The sequence below is a fragment of the Streptomyces sp. NPDC005281 genome, from assembly GCF_040607495.1.
In the GTDB taxonomy this organism is placed as follows: domain Bacteria; phylum Actinomycetota; class Actinomycetes; order Streptomycetales; family Streptomycetaceae; genus Streptomyces.
Genome location: NZ_JBEXGX010000026.1, coordinates 117,108 through 134,042, shown reverse-complemented (window position 1 = coordinate 134,042; position 16,935 = coordinate 117,108). Strand labels below are relative to the sequence as shown.

General features: G+C 71.0%; 16 protein-coding genes. 3 read left to right on the top strand and 13 right to left on the bottom strand.

Annotation, left to right across the window (positions count from 1 at the left end; translation table 11 throughout):
• Positions 1-117: 117 nt before the first annotated feature.
• On the top strand, positions 118-729 hold the full coding sequence (locus ABZV42_RS30920) for a TetR/AcrR family transcriptional regulator (RefSeq protein WP_355988751.1): 612 nt from the start codon (positions 118-120) through the stop codon (positions 727-729).
• 403 nt (positions 730-1,132) lie between these two features.
• Here ABZV42_RS30920 and ABZV42_RS30915 read toward each other — a convergent pair whose 3' ends face one another.
• Both ABZV42_RS30915 and ABZV42_RS30910 read right to left on the bottom strand, forming a co-directional pair.
• Positions 1,133-1,819 carry a M23 family metallopeptidase gene (locus tag ABZV42_RS30915; protein WP_356054657.1) on the bottom strand — a complete coding sequence of 229 codons (687 nt, stop codon included), beginning with the start codon at positions 1,817-1,819 and terminating at the stop codon, positions 1,133-1,135.
• A 765-nt stretch (positions 1,820-2,584) separates the two neighbouring features.
• On the bottom strand, positions 2,585-5,113 hold the full coding sequence (locus ABZV42_RS30910) for an ATP-dependent Clp protease ATP-binding subunit (RefSeq protein WP_355988755.1): 2,529 nt from the start codon (positions 5,111-5,113) through the stop codon (positions 2,585-2,587).
• Positions 5,114-5,543: 430 nt separating this feature from the next.
• On the opposite strand from ABZV42_RS30910, the gene ABZV42_RS30905 reads away from it, so the two are divergent.
• Positions 5,544-6,272 (top strand): SCO3374 family protein, encoded by a 729-nt coding sequence (locus ABZV42_RS30905; protein ID WP_356054655.1) that lies wholly within the window; start codon positions 5,544-5,546, stop codon positions 6,270-6,272.
• On the opposite strand, the gene ABZV42_RS30900 is transcribed toward ABZV42_RS30905, so the two are convergent.
• From ABZV42_RS30900 to ABZV42_RS30855, 10 genes are all read right to left on the bottom strand, one after another.
• Positions 6,251-6,586, bottom strand: a complete 336-nt coding sequence (locus tag ABZV42_RS30900) for an Lsr2 family protein (protein ID WP_355770543.1) — start codon at positions 6,584-6,586, stop codon at positions 6,251-6,253. The genes ABZV42_RS30905 and ABZV42_RS30900 overlap by 22 nt on opposite strands.
• A gap of 228 nt (positions 6,587-6,814) precedes the next feature.
• Entirely contained in the window at positions 6,815-7,384 is a 570-nt protein-coding gene (locus ABZV42_RS30895) for an amino-acid N-acetyltransferase (protein WP_355988759.1), read from the bottom strand.
• Between the two features lie 9 nt (positions 7,385-7,393).
• A complete protein-coding gene (locus tag ABZV42_RS30890) occupies positions 7,394-7,846 on the bottom strand; it encodes a BlaI/MecI/CopY family transcriptional regulator (protein WP_355988761.1) in 453 nt (150 codons plus the stop codon).
• A gap of 157 nt (positions 7,847-8,003) precedes the next feature.
• The gene (locus ABZV42_RS30885; protein WP_328554209.1) at positions 8,004-8,189 is read right to left on the bottom strand and encodes a hypothetical protein; all 186 of its coding nucleotides are present in this window, start codon (positions 8,187-8,189) and stop codon (positions 8,004-8,006) included.
• A gap of 13 nt (positions 8,190-8,202) precedes the next feature.
• On the bottom strand, positions 8,203-8,787 hold the full coding sequence (locus ABZV42_RS30880; protein ID WP_356054667.1) for a hypothetical protein: 585 nt from the start codon (positions 8,785-8,787) through the stop codon (positions 8,203-8,205).
• A gap of 388 nt (positions 8,788-9,175) precedes the next feature.
• Positions 9,176-9,973 (bottom strand): type III pantothenate kinase, encoded by a 798-nt coding sequence (locus ABZV42_RS30875; RefSeq protein WP_355988763.1) that lies wholly within the window; start codon positions 9,971-9,973, stop codon positions 9,176-9,178.
• An 8-nt stretch (positions 9,974-9,981) separates the two neighbouring features.
• Positions 9,982-10,959 (bottom strand): carboxylating nicotinate-nucleotide diphosphorylase, encoded by a 978-nt coding sequence (gene nadC, locus ABZV42_RS30870; protein ID WP_355988781.1) that lies wholly within the window; start codon positions 10,957-10,959, stop codon positions 9,982-9,984.
• A gap of 5 nt (positions 10,960-10,964) precedes the next feature.
• Complete coding sequence (locus ABZV42_RS30865; RefSeq protein ID WP_355988765.1) at positions 10,965-12,734, bottom strand: L-aspartate oxidase; 1,770 nt, start codon at positions 12,732-12,734, stop codon at positions 10,965-10,967.
• Positions 12,731-13,723: a pantoate--beta-alanine ligase gene (panC, locus tag ABZV42_RS30860; RefSeq protein WP_355988767.1), complete on the bottom strand. Its 993-nt coding sequence runs from the start codon at positions 13,721-13,723 to the stop codon at positions 12,731-12,733. The genes ABZV42_RS30865 and panC overlap by 4 nt, the downstream gene beginning before the upstream one ends.
• Positions 13,720-14,658 (bottom strand): DUF2520 domain-containing protein, encoded by a 939-nt coding sequence (locus ABZV42_RS30855; RefSeq protein WP_355988769.1) that lies wholly within the window; start codon positions 14,656-14,658, stop codon positions 13,720-13,722. The genes panC and ABZV42_RS30855 overlap by 4 nt, the downstream gene beginning before the upstream one ends.
• 219 nt (positions 14,659-14,877) lie before the next feature.
• Between ABZV42_RS30855 and ABZV42_RS30850 the strand changes: the two genes are divergently transcribed.
• The gene (locus ABZV42_RS30850; protein WP_355988771.1) at positions 14,878-16,113 is read left to right on the top strand and encodes a beta-eliminating lyase-related protein; all 1,236 of its coding nucleotides are present in this window, start codon (positions 14,878-14,880) and stop codon (positions 16,111-16,113) included.
• Positions 16,114-16,547: 434 nt separating this feature from the next.
• Here ABZV42_RS30850 and ABZV42_RS30845 read toward each other — a convergent pair whose 3' ends face one another.
• Positions 16,548-16,766: a hypothetical protein gene (locus tag ABZV42_RS30845; RefSeq protein WP_355988773.1), complete on the bottom strand. Its 219-nt coding sequence runs from the start codon at positions 16,764-16,766 to the stop codon at positions 16,548-16,550.
• Positions 16,767-16,935 lie beyond the last annotated feature (169 nt).

Sequence of the window (16,935 nt, the reverse complement as noted above, 5' to 3'; positions counted from 1 at the left end):
TTACTCATGTTGCTCTTGCTACTCACTCCTGTGACTGCTTCCTCCGGGACCATCCGTCCCAGTATCAACCTGTCCGGCCGACAGGGGGAACCTCAAGGGAGTGCGAGGCATACGAAGATGGGCGGCACCATGGACGGCACCAAGCGGCAGCGCCGGGGCGACACCCGGCAGCGCATCCAGGACGTAGCCCTCGAACTCTTCTCCGAGCAGGGCTACGAGAAGACCTCGCTGCGCGAGATCGCCGAACACCTCGATGTCACCAAAGCGGCGCTCTACTACCACTTCAAGACCAAGGAAGAGATCCTCATCAGTCTCTTCGAGGATCTGACGCGGCCGCTCGACGAACTGATCGAGTGGGGCAGGCAGCAGCCGCACAGCCTGGAGACCAAGCAGGAGGTCCTGCGCCGCTACAGCGACGCCCTCGGCGGCGCCTCCCCGCTCTTCCGCTTCATGCAGGAGAACCAGGCGACGGTACGCGAGCTGAGCATCGGCGAGACCTTCAAGGACCGCATGATCAGCATGCTGGAGATCATCAAGGAGCCCGAGTCGGCGCTGACCGACCAGGTCCGCTGCATCAGCGCGCTCTTCACGATGCACGCCGGCATGTTCGTGCTCAAGGACGTCGAAGGCGACCCCGAGGACAAGCGCAAGGCCGTCCTGGAGGTCGCGATCGATCTGGTGACACAGGCCCACGCGGGCGGGGCGGCCCACGGAGGTGAAGCCTCCTAGCACCCGGGTGCGGCCCCCGCGGGCGGAGCCTGCCAGCCCCGGTTCCGGCGGGCGGAGGCTCCGTGGGGGGTCCAGCCCCGGTTCCGGCCGGGCGGAGGCGGAACTCGGGTGTACCAGCCCCGGTTCCGGCACACGGAGGCAGGGCTCGGGTGTACCAGCCCCGGTTCCGGCACACGGAGGCAGGGCTCGGGCGCTCCAGCCCCGGTTCCAGCCGGACGGAGGCGAAGCTCGGGCGCTCCAGCACCACTTGCGGCACACGGAGGCAGGGCTGGGGCGTTCCAGTACCGCTTACGGCACACGAAGGCGGAGCCCCGGTACCGCTTTCGCGGCCGGGGCTCCGCCTCGGGCTCCACTCCGGCACATTCGGCCGGGGCTTCACGCCGGATCACCGGCGCGGGGAGTGTCAGACAGTGACACCCATGTTGTGCAGGAACGTCACGGGGTTCACGGCCGAGCCGTAGTTGGGGGTCGTACGGATCTCGAAGTGCAGGTGCGGGCCGCTGGAGTTACCGGTGTTGCCGGACAGGGCTATGTGCTGGCCGGTGGTGACGACCTGGCCGACGCGCACGTCGACGCGCGACAGGTGGGCGTACTGCGAGTACGTGCCGTTGCCGTGCTTGATGACGACGGCGTTGCCGTACGCCGGACCGTCACCGGCGCCGTTGCCGCCCGTCTTGACGACGGTGCCGCCGTGGGCGGCCATGACGTTGGTGCCCTGCGGCACGGCGAAGTCCTGGCCGGAGTGCTTGTGGGCCCACATGCCGCCGGCCTGGTCGAAGCTGGCGGACAGGGTGTACTTCGCGACCGGGTCGATCCAGGACGCGGCCTTCTTCTTGGCAGCGGCCTTCTTCGCGACGGCCGCCTTGGTGACGGCGGCCTTCTTCACGGCGGCCGCCTTCGCCTGAGCGGCGGCCTGGGTGTGCACCGCGTCGGCCGCGGTGACGGTGGCGCTGCTGCTGACGCCCGCTTCGGCGGCGGTCGCGACCCCTGCACCCAGCACGACCGAGGCACCCAGGCCGACGGCCAGAACGGCCGCCCGAGTGCGGACCATGGACGTAAGGGACTTGCGGGACGTGACGCGCTTCGACATGGATACCTCGTGGTGACGGGGACGGGGGATCGAACAACCACTCCGGTGCGGTGCTGGCCACCGAGCGGGCCATTCATTGGTAACCCGGCCCCCCGGCCACACTCAAACCCCCCATCTACGGCCCGAAGTAGTACTTCACCCCAAAACTTCCCGAACCTTGACACCTCGGACATCGAGCGAAGGATCTTGTCCGTTCAGTCCGGAAAACAGGGTTTAACCCCACTTCAGGCCTTCACATCCCTTGCCGGACCCGCTCCCGGCCCACCCGTCCGGTCGACCTGCCGACAGCCCCCTCCACCCCGGGCCAAAGGTCCTTTTTGTCCGTTTCCGTATATCCACTATTCACCTTAGTACCGGACAAAACGCCTGTGCCTCATGTCACCGGGGCACCGGATCCGGGACCCCCTGAATGTGACGCGGGCTACCCTGAAGGCCCCTGTTTTCAAGGGTCTTGGGGACCGGCGAACCGTCCTCGGGCGTCCTCTGGCGCAGCTGTGGCGACCGGCCGGAAGAACCCACTGGGCCAGGACCGCGCCGAACGCATCGTCGCCGACGTCCCGCCCTCTCTCCCGGCCCCTCTCCCGGCCTCTCCCCCGGCCGCCGCCCGGCAGGGCGACGCCTCCTCACGGGTCCTGAGTCACCTCATACGGCGCCGCGGTACAACACCCGGCCCCAGGGCGCTCCCTGACCCCTCACAGGCCGCGAAAAAGGGGCTGCCCCGGGACCGAAGTCCCGGGGCAGCCCCTTTTCAGGCGGACCCGGAGGTCACGCCTCCTTGCTCAGGTTGGGACCGGCACCGCCGGCGGCCTGCTCGATCGGCGGGACGTCGGGAAGCGCCGACTTCTCCTCGCCGCGGAAGGTGAAGGCCTTGGTCTCGCCCTCGCCCTCCGTGTCGACGACCACGATGTGGCCGGGACGGAGCTCGCCGAAGAGGATCTTCTCGGAGAGGATGTCCTCGATCTCGCGCTGGATGGTCCGGCGCAGCGGCCGGGCACCCATGACGGGGTCGTAGCCCTTCTTCGAGAGGAGGGACTTGGCGCTCGGGCTGAGCTCGATGCCCATGTCCCGGTCCTTCAGACGCTCGTCGACCTTGGCGATCATGAGGTCGACGATCTGGATGATGTCTTCCTCGGTCAGCTGGTGGAAGACCACCGTGTCGTCGACACGGTTCAGGAACTCGGGGCGGAAGTGCTGCTTCAGCTCCTCGTTGACCTTGGCCTTCATCCGGTCGTAGTTCGTCTTGACGTCGCCCACGGCCGCGAAGCCGAGGTTGAAGCCCTTGGAGATGTCCCGGGTGCCGAGGTTGGTCGTCATGATGATGACCGTGTTCTTGAAGTCCACGACCCGGCCCTGGGAGTCGGTCAGGCGACCGTCCTCCAGGATCTGGAGCAGCGAGTTGAAGATGTCCGGGTGGGCCTTCTCGACCTCGTCGAAGAGGACGACGGAGAACGGCTTGCGGCGGACCTTCTCGGTCAGCTGGCCGCCCTCTTCGTAGCCCACGTAGCCGGGGGGCGAACCGAAGAGACGCGAGACCGTGTGCTTCTCGCTGAACTCCGACATGTCGAGGGAGATCAGCGCGTCCTCGTCACCGAAGAGGAACTCCGCGAGGGTCTTCGACAGCTCCGTCTTACCGACACCCGAGGGGCCGGCGAAGATGAAGGAACCACCGGGACGCTTCGGGTCCTTCAGACCCGCTCGCGTACGGCGGATCGCCTGCGAGAGCGCCTTGATGGCGTCCTTCTGGCCGATGACCCGCTTGTGGAGCTCGTCCTCCATGCGCAGCAGACGCGAGGACTCCTCCTCGGTCAGCTTGAAGACCGGGATGCCGGTGGCGGTGGCGAGGACCTCGGCGATCAGCTCGCCGTCGACCTCGGCCACGACGTCCATGTCGCCGGCCTTCCACTCCTTCTCGCGCTTGGCCTTCGCCGCCAGCAGCTGCTTCTCCTTGTCGCGGAGAGAGGCCGCCTTCTCGAAGTCCTGGGAGTCGATGGCCGACTCCTTGTCGCGGCGCACGCCCGCGATCTTCTCGTCGAACTCGCGGAGGTCCGGCGGTGCGGTCATCCGGCGGATGCGCATCCGGGAGCCCGCCTCGTCGATCAGGTCGATCGCCTTGTCGGGGAGGAAGCGGTCCGAGATGTACCGGTCGGCGAGCGTCGCCGCCTGCACCAGGGCCTCGTCCGTGATGGAGACACGGTGGTGGGCCTCGTACCGGTCGCGCAGACCCTTGAGGATCTCGATCGTGTGGGGGAGGGAAGGCTCCGCCACCTGGATCGGCTGGAAGCGGCGCTCGAGGGCCGCGTCCTTCTCGAGGTGCTTGCGGTACTCGTCCAGCGTCGTGGCACCGATGGTCTGGAGCTCACCGCGGGCCAGCATCGGCTTCAGGATCGAAGCGGCGTCGATGGCGCCCTCGGCGGCACCCGCACCGACCAGCGTGTGGAGCTCGTCGATGAACAGGATGATGTCGCCGCGGGTGCGGATCTCCTTGAGGACCTTCTTCAGGCGCTCCTCGAAGTCACCGCGGTAGCGGGAGCCGGCGACCAGCGCGCCGAGGTCCAGGGTGTAGAGGTGCTTGTCCTTGAGGGTCTCGGGCACCTCGCCCTTGACGATGGCCTGCGCGAGGCCTTCGACGACGGCGGTCTTGCCGACGCCGGGCTCACCGATGAGCACCGGGTTGTTCTTCGTACGGCGGGACAGCACCTGCATGACCCGCTCGATCTCCTTCTCGCGCCCGATGACCGGGTCGAGCTTGGACTCACGAGCGGCCTGGGTGAGGTTCCGGCCGAACTGATCGAGGACCAGGGACGTGGAGGGAGTGCCCTCGGCAGGACCGCCACTGGCGCCGGCGGTCTCCTTGCCCTGGTAGCCGGAGAGCAGCTGGATCACCTGCTGCCGCACCCGGTTGAGGTCTGCGCCCAGCTTGACGAGGACCTGGGCGGCGACGCCCTCGCCCTCGCGGATCAGGCCGAGCAGGATGTGCTCCGTGCCGATGTAGTTGTGGCCCAGCTGAAGGGCCTCGCGGAGCGACAGCTCCAGGACCTTCTTGGCACGGGGGGTGAAGGGAATGTGGCCGGAGGGGGCCTGCTGGCCCTGTCCGATGATCTCCTCCACCTGCTGGCGGACCGCCTCGAGCGAAATCCCGAGGCTCTCCAGGGCCTTAGCGGCGACACCCTCACCCTCGTGGATCAGGCCCAGGAGGATGTGCTCGGTGCCGATGTAGTTGTGGTTGAGCATCCGGGCTTCTTCCTGAGCCAGGACGACAACCCGCCGCGCGCGGTCGGTGAACCTCTCGAACATCGTTAATCGCTCCTCAGAGCGGTCAGGCAGTAAGGGGACGCTCCCCTCCCTGTCCTTCCGCAGCTTAGTCCCGCAAGCGGGGACCGCTCATTCCAACTGCCGACACCGTCCTTGGCCTCCTGACCCCGAACGCCGACATCTGCTCCAACCTGATGGTGCGAGACGATGTTCCCGCAGGCCAGGCAGATACCCTCTCCCGCTGTACGCCGATGGCGAACGTGAGATGCCGATGCCCTGCGTGTCGCCTCTCCCACTAGGCATGTCTTACCCGCGCGCACCGACAGTCCATGCCGCGCGCACCGATTCCCTCCGCTACGGGCGAACACCAATGCCCGGCCGGACGCTCCCGCACGCCTCTTTTCCCGGAACTCTGCGCGTTCGGGGAAATGCCCAGCGTAACTCCGGGTGCCTTCCGGCGGTTGCTCCTTGCATGGTTCCCACCGTCCCTGTCCCCCGCCGGCCGTTCGATCCGGGTGATCCGGTCGATCCGGTGTGCCATTGGTACGAGAACGAACTGGGCTGGGCAGCAGTGCCCGGGGCGCCGGTACGGCTGGTCACGGGGCTGCGCTTCGACGTCCTGGAGGTGCCGGCGGAGGCGGGATTCCCCGCCCTGCGGCATCTGGGGCCGGGGTCTCCGGTGGCCCTGCACGGGGAGCGGATGCGACTGCTGGTGGCCGCGGGGAGCGCGGAGGAGCTGCCGGGGCTGCTCGACTGGCTGGAGTGGGGCGCTCTCGCGCTGGATCTCACGGCGATCGGCGCGGACGGGAGCATCGAGGCTCCCCCGCCGCCGGATCCCGGCGTCGCGGTGGAGCCGGATCCCGGGGCTCCGGCGTCGCCGGGTCCCCTCGGTCCGCTGCGGGCCGGGGCCCGGCCCGGAGGCCGGCCCGGGGACTGTCCGCGAGCCCGACCCGGGGAGCGGCCGACGGCCGGTCCGGAAGAACGGAGGGGCCCACGAGGGGCCGCCCGCTGGCTGCGGCCCCCTGAGCCCGGCCGCGAGGTGGAGACGGCGTTGCCGACACTGTCGGCGCTGGGCGGAGGGGCCGTCGGCGGGGGCGTTGGGGGCGCCCCCGATCTCGTACGACTGGTGCAGACGATGGCGACACAGTGCCACCGCGTGAGGCTGCGGCGGGCGTCTGCTCAGCCGTTGGCCTTCTCGTAGGCCTCGCGAATGGACGCGGGAACGCGGCCGCGGTCGTTGACCTCCAGGCCGTTCTCCTTCGCCCAGGCACGGATCTGCGCGGTGTCCTGGCTGCCCCCGGAAGCGACGCGGGCCTTTCCGCGTCCGCCCGAAGCACGGCCTCCGGTACGACGGCCACCCTTGACATACGCGTCGAGAAGGCCACGGAGCTTGTCCGCATTGGCGGTCGTGAGATCGATTTCGTACGTCTTGCCGTCCAACGCGAACGTCACGGTCTCGTCCGCCTCGCCACCGTCGAGGTCGTCGACAAGAAGGACCTGAACCTTCTGTGCCACCGGATTTCCTTTCATAGATAACTTCAGGGCAAGGAGGGCCTCGCGGCGTCCGCCGTTTCGCCGTCCCTTGTTATATGCAGTACTGCAGTACGTCGGAAAGCAAACCGCTTTTGCTGGAAAAACACAAACCCCTGGCAGAGACCCACTGGACTCTGCCCGCCCGGAAACGTGCGCGTTTCGGACATAGGGAACGTGGGCAAGGCACTCCGGCGGAATAGCCGGCCGCGATCACAGATGCAGAAGCATCCGACTGTTGCCCAAGGTGTTCGGTTTCACTCGTTCGAGACCGAGGAACTCCGCGACACCCTCGTCATAGGAACGCAGGAGCTCGGCGTAGACATCGGTGTCGACGGGCGTCTCGCCGATCTCGACGAAGCCGTGCTTCGCGAAGAAGCCGACTTCGAAGGTCAGACAGAAAACCCGTCGAACACCGAGCCAGCGGGCGGTCTGGAGCAACTTCTCCAGCAACTGATGACCGACGCCCATGCCCTTGACCGTGGGGTTCACCGCGAGAGTGCGGACTTCCGCGAGGTCTTCCCACATCACGTGCAGGGCGCCGCAGCCGACCACCTCGGCGTTGTCGTCGCGTTCCGCGACCCAGAACTCCTGGATGTCCTCGTAAAGGGTGACGGTGGCTTTGTCGAGCAGGATACGGCGGCGCACGTTCGCGTCGAGGAGTCGTCGTACGGCCGCGACATCGCCGGTCCTGGCCCGCCGGACGGTGACGGCTTTCGCGGTGACTTCGGGATGCTCCGCCGGAAGCCCTGCCGGAACCTCCGCGGGATGCTCTGCTGACATGAGCGGACGCTATCGCCCGGAGGCGTCCCCGTCGGCGGCGGGGTTCTCCCCGGAGGACTCGGGCGCCGGTGGCCTTTCGACGGCTTCGGGAGCTTGCGAGCCCGGGCCTTGCACCATGCGTACCGCATCGCTGAGGGCCACCCGCTGTTCCTCGCTCATCATCCCGAAGAAGGCGACGAGAGCGGCCGCCGGGTTGTCGCTCTGCGACCAGGCGTCGTTCATCAGCGCCGCCGAGTAGGCGGCCCGTGTGGAGACCGCCTCATATCGATAGGCCCGGCCTTCCGCCTCGCGGCGCACCCAGCCCTTCTGATGGAGATTGTCCAAAACGGTCATCACCGTGGTGTACGCGATGGACCGTTCCTGTTGAAGGTCTTCCAGGACTTCCCGAACGGTCACCGGGCGGTTCCACTTCCACACCCGCGTCATGACCGCGTCTTCGAGTTCTCCCAATGGGCGAGGCACAGTTCAGAACAATAGTGGGAGATGGCCAACAAAAAGGGCGTACGACTCGAAGGACGCGGGAAACGTCCGAGTCGTACGCCGTTGACGGCACCGTTCGGTGCGGGGCGGCCGTACGCGGAAGGGGAGCCCGGCGGGTACGCGCGGGGCCGCCCGGGGCTCAGGCCCCGGCGTCCTTGGGGGCCGAAGCCTGCTGGGCGGCCTCCACGCGCGCGAGAGCGGCGTCGACGACCCCGTCCTCCTTGGCCTTGTTGGCCCCGCCCTGACTCTTCACGATCGTCACGATGAGCCCGATGAAGAACACGGCCATCACTACCGGGGGCACGAGCGCGGAGACATAGTCCATGCCTTCAGAGTATCTAGCCCGCCGCGAGCTGCTGCGGCGGGTTGGCCGGAGGATGACCGGGCTTGCGCCGCGGCGGGAAGACCTCGCCCGGGGTGGGGATCGGCCGGTCCGGGCGCGGCGGCCGGGGCTGCTCTCCCGGCTCGGGCCGCCTGTCGGGCTCCTCCGCGGCCCGGCCGCCGGGCAGCGCCAGCAGCCGGGTGCGGGACTGGGGGACCGAGGCGACCGCGCGGCCCGCGAGCCGGGCGCGCACGTCCTGCTCGGCCAGGACCCGGCAGCGCTCCAGGAGCGCGGCCGCCACAGGTCCGCCGCGCAGCGCGCGGAGCGCGGCGAAGTCGTCGGGGTCCGGCCGGTAGCCGGAGCGGAGGACCTCCTCGAGCAGGGCGAGGTAGCCGGCGGCGGTGCCCGGCAGCGCGGCCCGGTAGCGGGCGAGGTCGGCCAGCAGGAAGGCCCGGAGCCTGGCCCCCTCGCGGGCCGCCTCGTCGATGGACTCGGCTAGGCGGAGGCAGTCCTGGACGTCCTCGGCCGAGACGGGGCTGGGGTGCAGGGCGAGGGCGAGGGCACGACGGAGCACACGCAGCTCCTCCGTGCCGAACGCCATACCGCCGTGGGATCCGTAGGGCGTGGGCATGGGCCGACGATACGTGCTAATCAGACAAAATTCGCATAGCGGACGAAATGTGGCGCGCCCTGTCTTCCTCCAAGGCCGCGACCGGGAGTCCGTGAGCGAGAGTGCCGCGACCGGGAGCCTGGTGAGTGGGAGCACCTCGTGACCGGCCTGGTGACCCGCCTTGTGATCGGCCCCGTGACCCGCCTTGTGATCGGCCTTGTGACCGGCCTCGTGGCCGGGAGCGCGGAATTGCGTCCCGGAATCCGTGAGTGTCCCGGAGCCGCCCGCTGTTCCGCCTGAATGCCGGAATGAACGCCGGATGGGCCCCACGAACGCAGGGCCCCTCCGGTGTCCGCCGCCCGCGTCACGCGGGCGGGGCTCACATGCGTGAGACGTTCCGCTCGTAGACCAGGCGCAGCCCGATCAGCGTCAGCCACGGCTCGTGCTCGTCGATCACCGAGGACTCACCGAGGACCATCGGAGCCAGCCCGCCGGTGGCGATGACGGTGACGTCCTCGGGGTCGTCGGCGAGCTCGCGCGCCATCCGGGTCACGACGCCGTCGACCTGGCCCGCGAACCCGTAGATGATGCCGGACTGCATCGCCTCGACGGTGTTCTTGCCGATCACCGCGCGCGGCCTGGCCACCTCGATCTTCCGCAGCTGGGCGCCCTTGACGCCGAGCGCGTCGACGGAGATCTCGATGCCGGGGGCGATGACACCGCCGACGTACTCGCCGCGCGCGCTGACCGCGTCGAAGGTGGTCGCCGTACCGAAGTCGACGACGATCGCCGGTCCCCCGTACAGCTCGACGGCCGCCACGGCGTTGATGATCCGGTCGGCGCCGACCTCCTTGGGGTTGTCCGTGAGGATCGGCACGCCCGTCTTGACGCCGGGCTCGACGAGGACGGCGGGGACGTCGCCGTAGTAGCGCCGTGTCACCTCGCGCAGCTCGTGCAGCACGGACGGCACGGTCGCGCAGATCGCGATGCCGTCGATGCCGTCGCCCAGCTCCTCACCGAGCAGCGGATGCATGCCCATGAGGCCCTGGAGCAGGACGGCGAGTTCGTCGGCGGTGCGGCGCGAGTCGGTGGAGATGCGCCAGTGCTCGACGATCTCCTGCCCGTCGAAGAGGCCGAGGACCGTGTGGGTGTTGCCTACGTCGATGGTCAGCAGCATGGCCGGGGTTACTCCGCCGCTCGCAGGTCGAGGCCGATGTCGAGGATCGGCGAGGAGTGCGTGAGCGCGCCCACCGCCAGGAAGTCGACGCCCGTCTTCGCGTACGCCCCGGCGTTGGCGAGGGTGAGCCGGCCGGACGCCTCCAGCAGGGCCCGGCCCGCGACGAGGGCGACCGCCTCCTCGCACTCGACGGGCGTGAAGTTGTCCAGAAGGATCAGGTCGGCGCCCGCGTCGACGACGTCGCGCAGCTGGTGCAGGGTGTCGACCTCGACCTCGACCGGGACCTCCGGGAACATCTCCCGTACGGCCGCGAAGGCCTCGGCCACGCCACCGGCGGCGACCACGTGGTTGTCCTTGACCAGCGCCGCGTCGGAGAGCGACATGCGGTGGTTGACGCCGCCGCCGCAGCGCACCGCGAACTTCTCCAGGGAGCGCAGGCCCGGCGTCGTCTTGCGGGTGTCCCGCACCCGCGTCCCGGTGCCCTCCAGGGCGTCCGCCCACGCGCGCGTGGCGGTCGCGATGCCGGACAGGCGGCACAGGAGGTTGAGGGCGCTGCGTTCGGCCGTCAGCAGGTCGCGGGTGCGCGTGGTGACGCTCAGCAGCTTCTGGCCGGCCTCGACGCGGTCGCCGTCCTCGACGTGCCGCTCGACCTCGAACTCGTCGGTGCAGACCACGGAGAGGACGGCCTCGGCGACGCGCAGGCCCGCGACGACGCCCGCGTCCCGGGCGGTGAAGTCCGCCGTGGAGACGGCGTCCTCGGGGATGGTCGCGACCGTCGTCACGTCCACGCCGTGGTCGAGGTCCTCCTGGATCGCCACGTTCGCGATGTCCTCGACCTCCAGGGGGTCGAGGCCGGCGTCGGCCAGGAGCTGGGCGAGAGCGGGATCGAGGCCGCACTCCATGTACGCCTCGTCCATGTCTGCGCCGCAGCCGCAGCCGTCGCCGCAGCCGCCGCTCTCGGCGAGGGGAAGGTCGTGGGTGCTCACTTCGGTCACTGCTCCTGGGTACGGGACTGGGGCGCCGGGTGGGGCTGCCGGGATGTCGGGGGGAAGTCTGCGGTATCGGTGGTGCGCACGGCGAGGGTCCGGTCGGGATTCAGCCGTACGACGATGTGGCGGCGCCAGTGTTCGTCGTCCCGGTCGGCGTGGTCCTCCCGCCAGTGGCAGCCCCGGGTCTCCTCGCGCAGCAGGGCGGCGGCGACCAGGACACGGGCCACGCACAGCAGGTTGGTGGCCTCCCAGGTGTCGACGCCCGGCTCGGACGTCTTGCCGTTCTCGTCGAGGGCGTCCCGCGCGTCGCTGTGCAGCCGCTGGAGCTGCTCCGCCGCGGCCTCGAGGGACTCGGCGGAGCGCAGCACACCGGCGCCGGCCGTCATGATCCGCTGGATCGCGAAGCGGGTCTCGGGGGCGAGCAGCGGGTGGGCGGGCGTCTCGGGGTGCGGGACCGGCTGGGGCACGCGCGCGTGCAGTCCGTCCTCGGCGTGGCTCGCCGCGATGTCGACGGCGATCCGCTCGGCGTAGACGAGGCCTTCCAACAGGGAGTTGGAGGCGAGCCTGTTGGCGCCGTGGACGCCCGTGCAGGCGACCTCTCCGCACGCGTACAGGCCGGGGACCGTGGTGCGGCCCCGCGCGTCGGTCCGTACGCCGCCGGAGGCGTAGTGGGCGGCCGGGGCGACCGGGACCGGCTCGGTCACCGGGTCGATGCCGTGGGCGCGGCAGGCGGCGAGGATCGTGGGGAAGCGGTGCTCCCACATGGCGGCGCCGAAGTGCCGGGCGTCGAGGAACATGTGCTCGGCGTCCTGCTCCTGCATGCGGCGCGTGATGCCCTTGGCCACGATGTCCCGGGGCGCCAGTTCGGCCAGCTCGTGCTGCCCCACCATGAAGCGCACGCCGTCGGCGTCGACCAGGTGGGCGCCCTCGCCGCGTACCGCCTCGGAGACCAGCGGCTGCTGGCCCTCCGCGTCGGCGCCGAGGAAGAGCACGGTCGGGTGGAACTGGACGAATTCGAGGTCGGAGACCTCGGCGCCCGCGCGCAGGGCGAGGCCCACGCCGTCGCCCGTGGAGACGGACGGGTTGGTGGTCGCGGAGTAGACCTGGCCCATGCCGCCGGTCGCGAGGACCACGGCGGGGGCGTGCACGGCGCCCACACCGTCGTGCTGGCCCTCTCCCATGACGTGCAGGGTCACGCCCGCCGTGCGGCCCTCGGCGTCCGTGAGGAGGTCCAGGACGAGCGCGTTCTCGACCGTGCGCAGGCCCCGCGCGCGGACCGCCTCGACGAGGGCCCGGGAGATCTCGGCGCCGGTCGCGTCGCCGCCGGCGTGCGCGATGCGACGGCGATGGTGGCCGCCCTCGCGGGTGAGTTCGAGGTCGCCCTCGGAGGACTCGTCGAAGTGGGCACCGGTCGCGATGAGCCGGCGGACGGCGTCGGGGCCCTCGGTGACGAGGATGCGCACGGCCTCCTCGTCGCACAGGCCCACGCCCGCGACCAGGGTGTCGTCGAGATGCTGCTCGGGGGTGTCGCCCTCGCCGAGGGCCGCGGCGATGCCGCCCTGCGCCCAGCGGGTGGAACCGTCGTCCAGGCGTGCCTTGGTGACGACGACGGTCCGCAGCCCCGCGGCCTCGCAGCGCAGGGCGGCGGTGAGCCCGGCGACGCCGGAGCCGACGACCACGACGTCCGCTGTCAGGGCCCAGCCCGGGGCGGGCGCGTGCAGGCGTATGCCGGTGCCAGTGGCGGTGTCTGAACCTGTGCCTTTGCCGGTCACGAGGCAGCTCCGAAGGTGAGGGGAATGTTGTCGATCAGCCGGGTCGTCCCGACCCGGGCGGCGACGGCGAGGACCGCCTCGCCGGTGAAGTCGTCCGGGATCTCCGTGAAGTCGGAGGGGTCGACGAGAGCGAGATAGTCCAGGACCAGCGGCGGCCGCATGCGGGCCGCCGCGTCGAGGACCGTCCGGGCGGCCGAGCGGACGCCGCCCGGCCAGCCGGGGACGGCCTTGGCGACGGCGTGCGCGTCGGCCGCGGCCCGGGACTCGCCTATGGCGCTGAGGGCCTCGGCGCGCTCGCGCGTGGCGGGCACCTCCAGGGCCCGGGCGCGCAGCGCCTCCTGGGCGGCGTGCCGGTCGCGGCCCGCGAACAGGGCCTGGGAGAGGGCGAGCGCGGTGCGCCGCTCCCCGGCCGAGAGGTAGCGGTTGCGGCTGGAGAGGGCGAGCCCGTCCTCCTCGCGCACGGTGGGGACACCGGCGATCTCCACGCCGAAGTTCAGGTCGCGTGCCATACGCCGGATCAGGGCCAGCTGCTGGGCGTCCTTCTGGCCGAACAGGGCCACGTCGGGCCGGGTCAGGTGCAGCAGCTTGGCGACGACGGTGAGCATGCCGTCGAAGTGACCGGGCCGGACGGAGCCTTCGAGGCGCTCGCCCATCGGTCCGGCGGAGACGCGGACCTGGGGCTCGCCGCCGGGGTAGACCTCGTCGACGGCGGGGGCGAACACGACGTCCGCGCCCGCCTGTTCGGCGATCTTCAGGTCGGCGTCGAGCGTGCGCGGGTAGCGGTCGAGGTCCTCGCCCTGGCCGAACTGGAGGGGGTTCACGAAGACGGTGACGACCACTTCGCCGGTGTCTCCCGCGATCTCGCGGGCGGTACGGATCAAGGTGGCGTGGCCCTCGTGGAGGGCGCCCATGGTCATCACGACGGCTCTGCGGCCGGTGCGGGCGCGCTCGGACAGTTCGCCGGCGGTGCGCAGCAGGGCGGTGGTCATCGGGTGTCTCCCTCGGTCCCCTCGGCCGCGTCCGTCCCGGCGGCGAGTACCCCCAGGAGGTCCTCGGCGAGTTCGGGCTTGAGCAGTCCGTGCGCGAGCGCCCGGTCGGCGGTCGCGCGGGCCATCGCCAGATAGCCGGCGACGGTTCCCGGGGCGTGCCGGCGCAGTTCGGCGACGTGCGCGGCGACGGTGCCCGCGTCCCCGCGCGCGACGGGCCCGGTCAGTGCCGCGTCGCCGGACCTGAGCGCGTTGTCCAGGGCGGCGCCGAGGAGCGGGCCGAGCATGCGGTCGGGGGCCTCGACACCGGCGGTGCGCAGCAGGTCCATCGACTCGGCGACCAGGGTCACCAGGTGGTTGGCGCCGAGCGCGAGGGCCGCGTGGTAGAGCGGCCGGGACTCCTCGGCGATCCACTCGGGCTCGCCGCCCATCTCGATCACCAGGGCCTCGGCGGCCAGCCGCAGCGGCTCCGGGGCGGTGACCCCGAAGGAGCATCCGACGAGCCGCTGGACGTCCACGGCCGTGCCGGTGAACGTCATCGCGGGGTGCAGGGCCAGCGGCAGCGCGCCCGCCCTGAGGGCCGGGTCGAGCACCCGCGCGCCGTACCGCCCGGAGGTGTGCACCAGCAGCTGTCCCGGCCGGACGGCGCCCGTCTCGGCGAGTCCTTCGACGAGTCCGGGGAGCGCGTCGTCGGGGACGGTCAGCAGCACGAGTTCGGCGCGCTCAAGGACCTCGGCCGGGGACAGCAGCGGAACGTCGGGCAGGAGCTGCGCGGCACGCCGCCTGGAGGAGTCGGAGACGCCGGAGACGGCCACCGGGCGGTGTCCGGCGAGCTGGAGCGCGGCGGCGAGCGCGGGGCCGACACGGCCGGCGCCGACGACACCGACGGTCAGCCGCGCGGGGCGGTCCTTGGGCTCTGGCTGGGGATGTGTACTCACTCGACGGCGGCCTTCCGTTCCAGTCCGCTCGGGGTACCGGACGATTTCTCGTCATGTTAACGCGATCGGTCAAAGGGCCGTTCGGTCATCCACAGGCTGTGGGTTTCCCCGAGTCGTGGCGCCGCCTCCCGCTCCGGCCGCCGGAGCGGGATTCCCGCAGGTCACCGTCGCGCGGAATTCGGGGTGCCCGCGGGGACCGGCTCGGGACATGATCCTGGGATGAGCGATACGGCGGCACGAAGCGGTACGGAACCTGCGGAGCGGGACGGAGCGGGGACGGCGGAGCAGGACGGGGCGGAGACGGCGGAGCCGACTCCCAAGGAGCGGTTCGAGCGGCGCGCGGCGGCGTGGAAGGCGGCCGGGCGGGTGCTGTGGCGCCCCGGGTACCAGCTGACGCTGCGCGAGCGTCTGGACTGGCTGAGCGAGGGCGCCGCCGAGGTGTGCGACCTCGACGAGCGGGTGGACATGTACGGCGACGGTCTCGTCGAGACCCTGGAGGAGCGGGTCGCCGAGCTGCTGGGCACGGAGGCGGCGGTCTTCTTCCCGACCGGGACCATGGCGCAGCAGGTGGTCCTGCGCTGCTGGGCGGGCCGGACCGGCGACACGACTGTGGCCCTGCATGGCCTCAGTCACCCCGAAGTCCATGAACGGCAGGCGTTCAGCCAGGTCAGCGGCTTGCGCCCGGTCCGTCTGACGAACGAACCCCGGATGCCGACCGCCGAAGAGGTACGCGACTTCCCCGAGCCGTTCGGCGCGCTGCTGCTGGAGCTGCCCCTGAGGGACGCCGGTTTCGTGCTGCCCACCTGGGAGGAGCTCACCGAGGTCGTGGAGGCGGCCCGGGAACGCGACGCGGTGGTCCACATCGACGGGGCCCGGCTGTGGGAGTGCACCCCGCACTTCGGCCGCTCCCTGGAGGAGATCGCTGGCCTCGCGGACAGCGTGTACGTCTCGTTCTACAAGTCGCTCGGCGGGTTCGGCGGTGCCGCCGTCGCGGGGCCGAGGACGCTCGTGGACGAGGCGAAGACCTGGCGGCACCGGTACGGCGGCATGATCATCCAGCAGTTCCCGACCGTCCTGTCGGCGCTGATCGGCCTGGAGCGGGAGCTGCCGCGGCTGCCGGACCAGGTCGCCCACGCGCGCGTGGTGGCCGGCGCCCTGCGCGAGGGCTTCGCGGAGGCCGGGGTCCCCTGGGCCCGGATCCACCCGGAGGAGCCCCACACCCACCAGTTCCAGATCTGGCTGCCGTACGAGCCCGACGTCCTCTCGGACGCGGCCCTGCGACAGGTCGAGGAGACGAGGACGGGCCTGTTCGCCCAGGGCTGGAACCGGGGCGGCCCCGGCCTCGGGTACACCGAGGTCACGGTCGCCGGACCTGGTCTTGAGTGGACGGCGGACGACGTGAAGGCGGCGGTCCGCGCGTTCGTGGAGCGGTTGCCGGACGGGGGCACCGCCTAGGACCTGTCCGGCCGATCAAGTCGCAGGGAACTGACGGTTCCGGGCAGTGCGGGTGAGCGGGGTCCGGTGCGTGTGGCTGCAAGGCGGAGGAGGGCGTCGACGCGGAGTGTCGGCAACCGACGACAACGCCGCAGACGCGCGCACCGGACCCCACGTCTGCGGCATGATCGGCCGGACAGGTCCTAGGACGGGGGCCCGCATGCGGTGCGGTCCGGGACCGGCCCGCACGGCATGCGGGCCGGGACCGCTCCGGGCCCCGGACGGCTCCGGGCCCGCTCGCGGGGCGTAGAGACCCGGCGGCGGGCCTGCTCGCGGGGTGGAGAGACCCGGCCGCCGACCCGCTCGCGAGGTGAAGGGACCCGGCGGCCGACCCGCTCGCGGGGGGCCCGGCTCCGGGCCCGCTCGCGGTGGGGAAAGGTCCGGCGGCAGAGGTCTCAGCGGGCCGGGCGCCGGTGCGGGCCGCGCAGCCATCGGCTCAGGGCTCCGCGCAGGCGGCCGTGGGCCGGACGTCCGGCCAGGACGGCCCGGAACCTGCGGTAGTCGCGCAGCTCCCGGGCGGTCTCCCAGTCGTGGCTGCCGGGTGCCGGCGGAGCGGCCTCCCCGTGCTGCGAGGCCCGGTAGCTGTCCAGGAGGTACTGCTGGGTGATGCTCATGACCGATCGCCTCCTCTCGGGACGGGCGACCGGATCCGAAGGCCCCGCGTGAACCGCCCCGGTCGTCCCAGGTTGCGCCTGATCACAGCGGCTGTCGCCCCGATTGAATCGATGTCAGGGACGGCGCGCTCTCCCTGGAGGTCCGCAATCCCCTGCCGGACGGCAGATC

Coding starts and splice junctions, on each gene's coding strand:
- ABZV42_RS30915 (WP_356054657.1), bottom strand. CDS start 1,819: ATGTCGAAGCGCGTCACGTCCCGCAAGTCCCTTACGTCCATGGTCCGC.
- ABZV42_RS30885 (WP_328554209.1), bottom strand. CDS start 8,189: ATGGACTATGTCTCCGCGCTCGTGCCCCCGGTAGTGATGGCCGTGTTC.
- ABZV42_RS30920 (WP_355988751.1), top strand. CDS start 118: ATGGGCGGCACCATGGACGGCACCAAGCGGCAGCGCCGGGGCGACACC.
- ABZV42_RS30905 (WP_356054655.1), top strand. CDS start 5,544: ATGGTTCCCACCGTCCCTGTCCCCCGCCGGCCGTTCGATCCGGGTGAT.
- panC (WP_355988767.1), bottom strand. CDS start 13,723: ATGACCACCGCCCTGCTGCGCACCGCCGGCGAACTGTCCGAGCGCGCC.
- ABZV42_RS30895 (WP_355988759.1), bottom strand. CDS start 7,384: ATGTCAGCAGAGCATCCCGCGGAGGTTCCGGCAGGGCTTCCGGCGGAG.
- ABZV42_RS30845 (WP_355988773.1), bottom strand. CDS start 16,766: ATGAGCATCACCCAGCAGTACCTCCTGGACAGCTACCGGGCCTCGCAG.
- ABZV42_RS30850 (WP_355988771.1), top strand. CDS start 14,878: ATGAGCGATACGGCGGCACGAAGCGGTACGGAACCTGCGGAGCGGGAC.
- ABZV42_RS30880 (WP_356054667.1), bottom strand. CDS start 8,787: ATGGCGTTCGGCACGGAGGAGCTGCGTGTGCTCCGTCGTGCCCTCGCC.
- ABZV42_RS30875 (WP_355988763.1), bottom strand. CDS start 9,973: ATGCTGCTGACCATCGACGTAGGCAACACCCACACGGTCCTCGGCCTC.
- ABZV42_RS30910 (WP_355988755.1), bottom strand. CDS start 5,113: ATGTTCGAGAGGTTCACCGACCGCGCGCGGCGGGTTGTCGTCCTGGCT.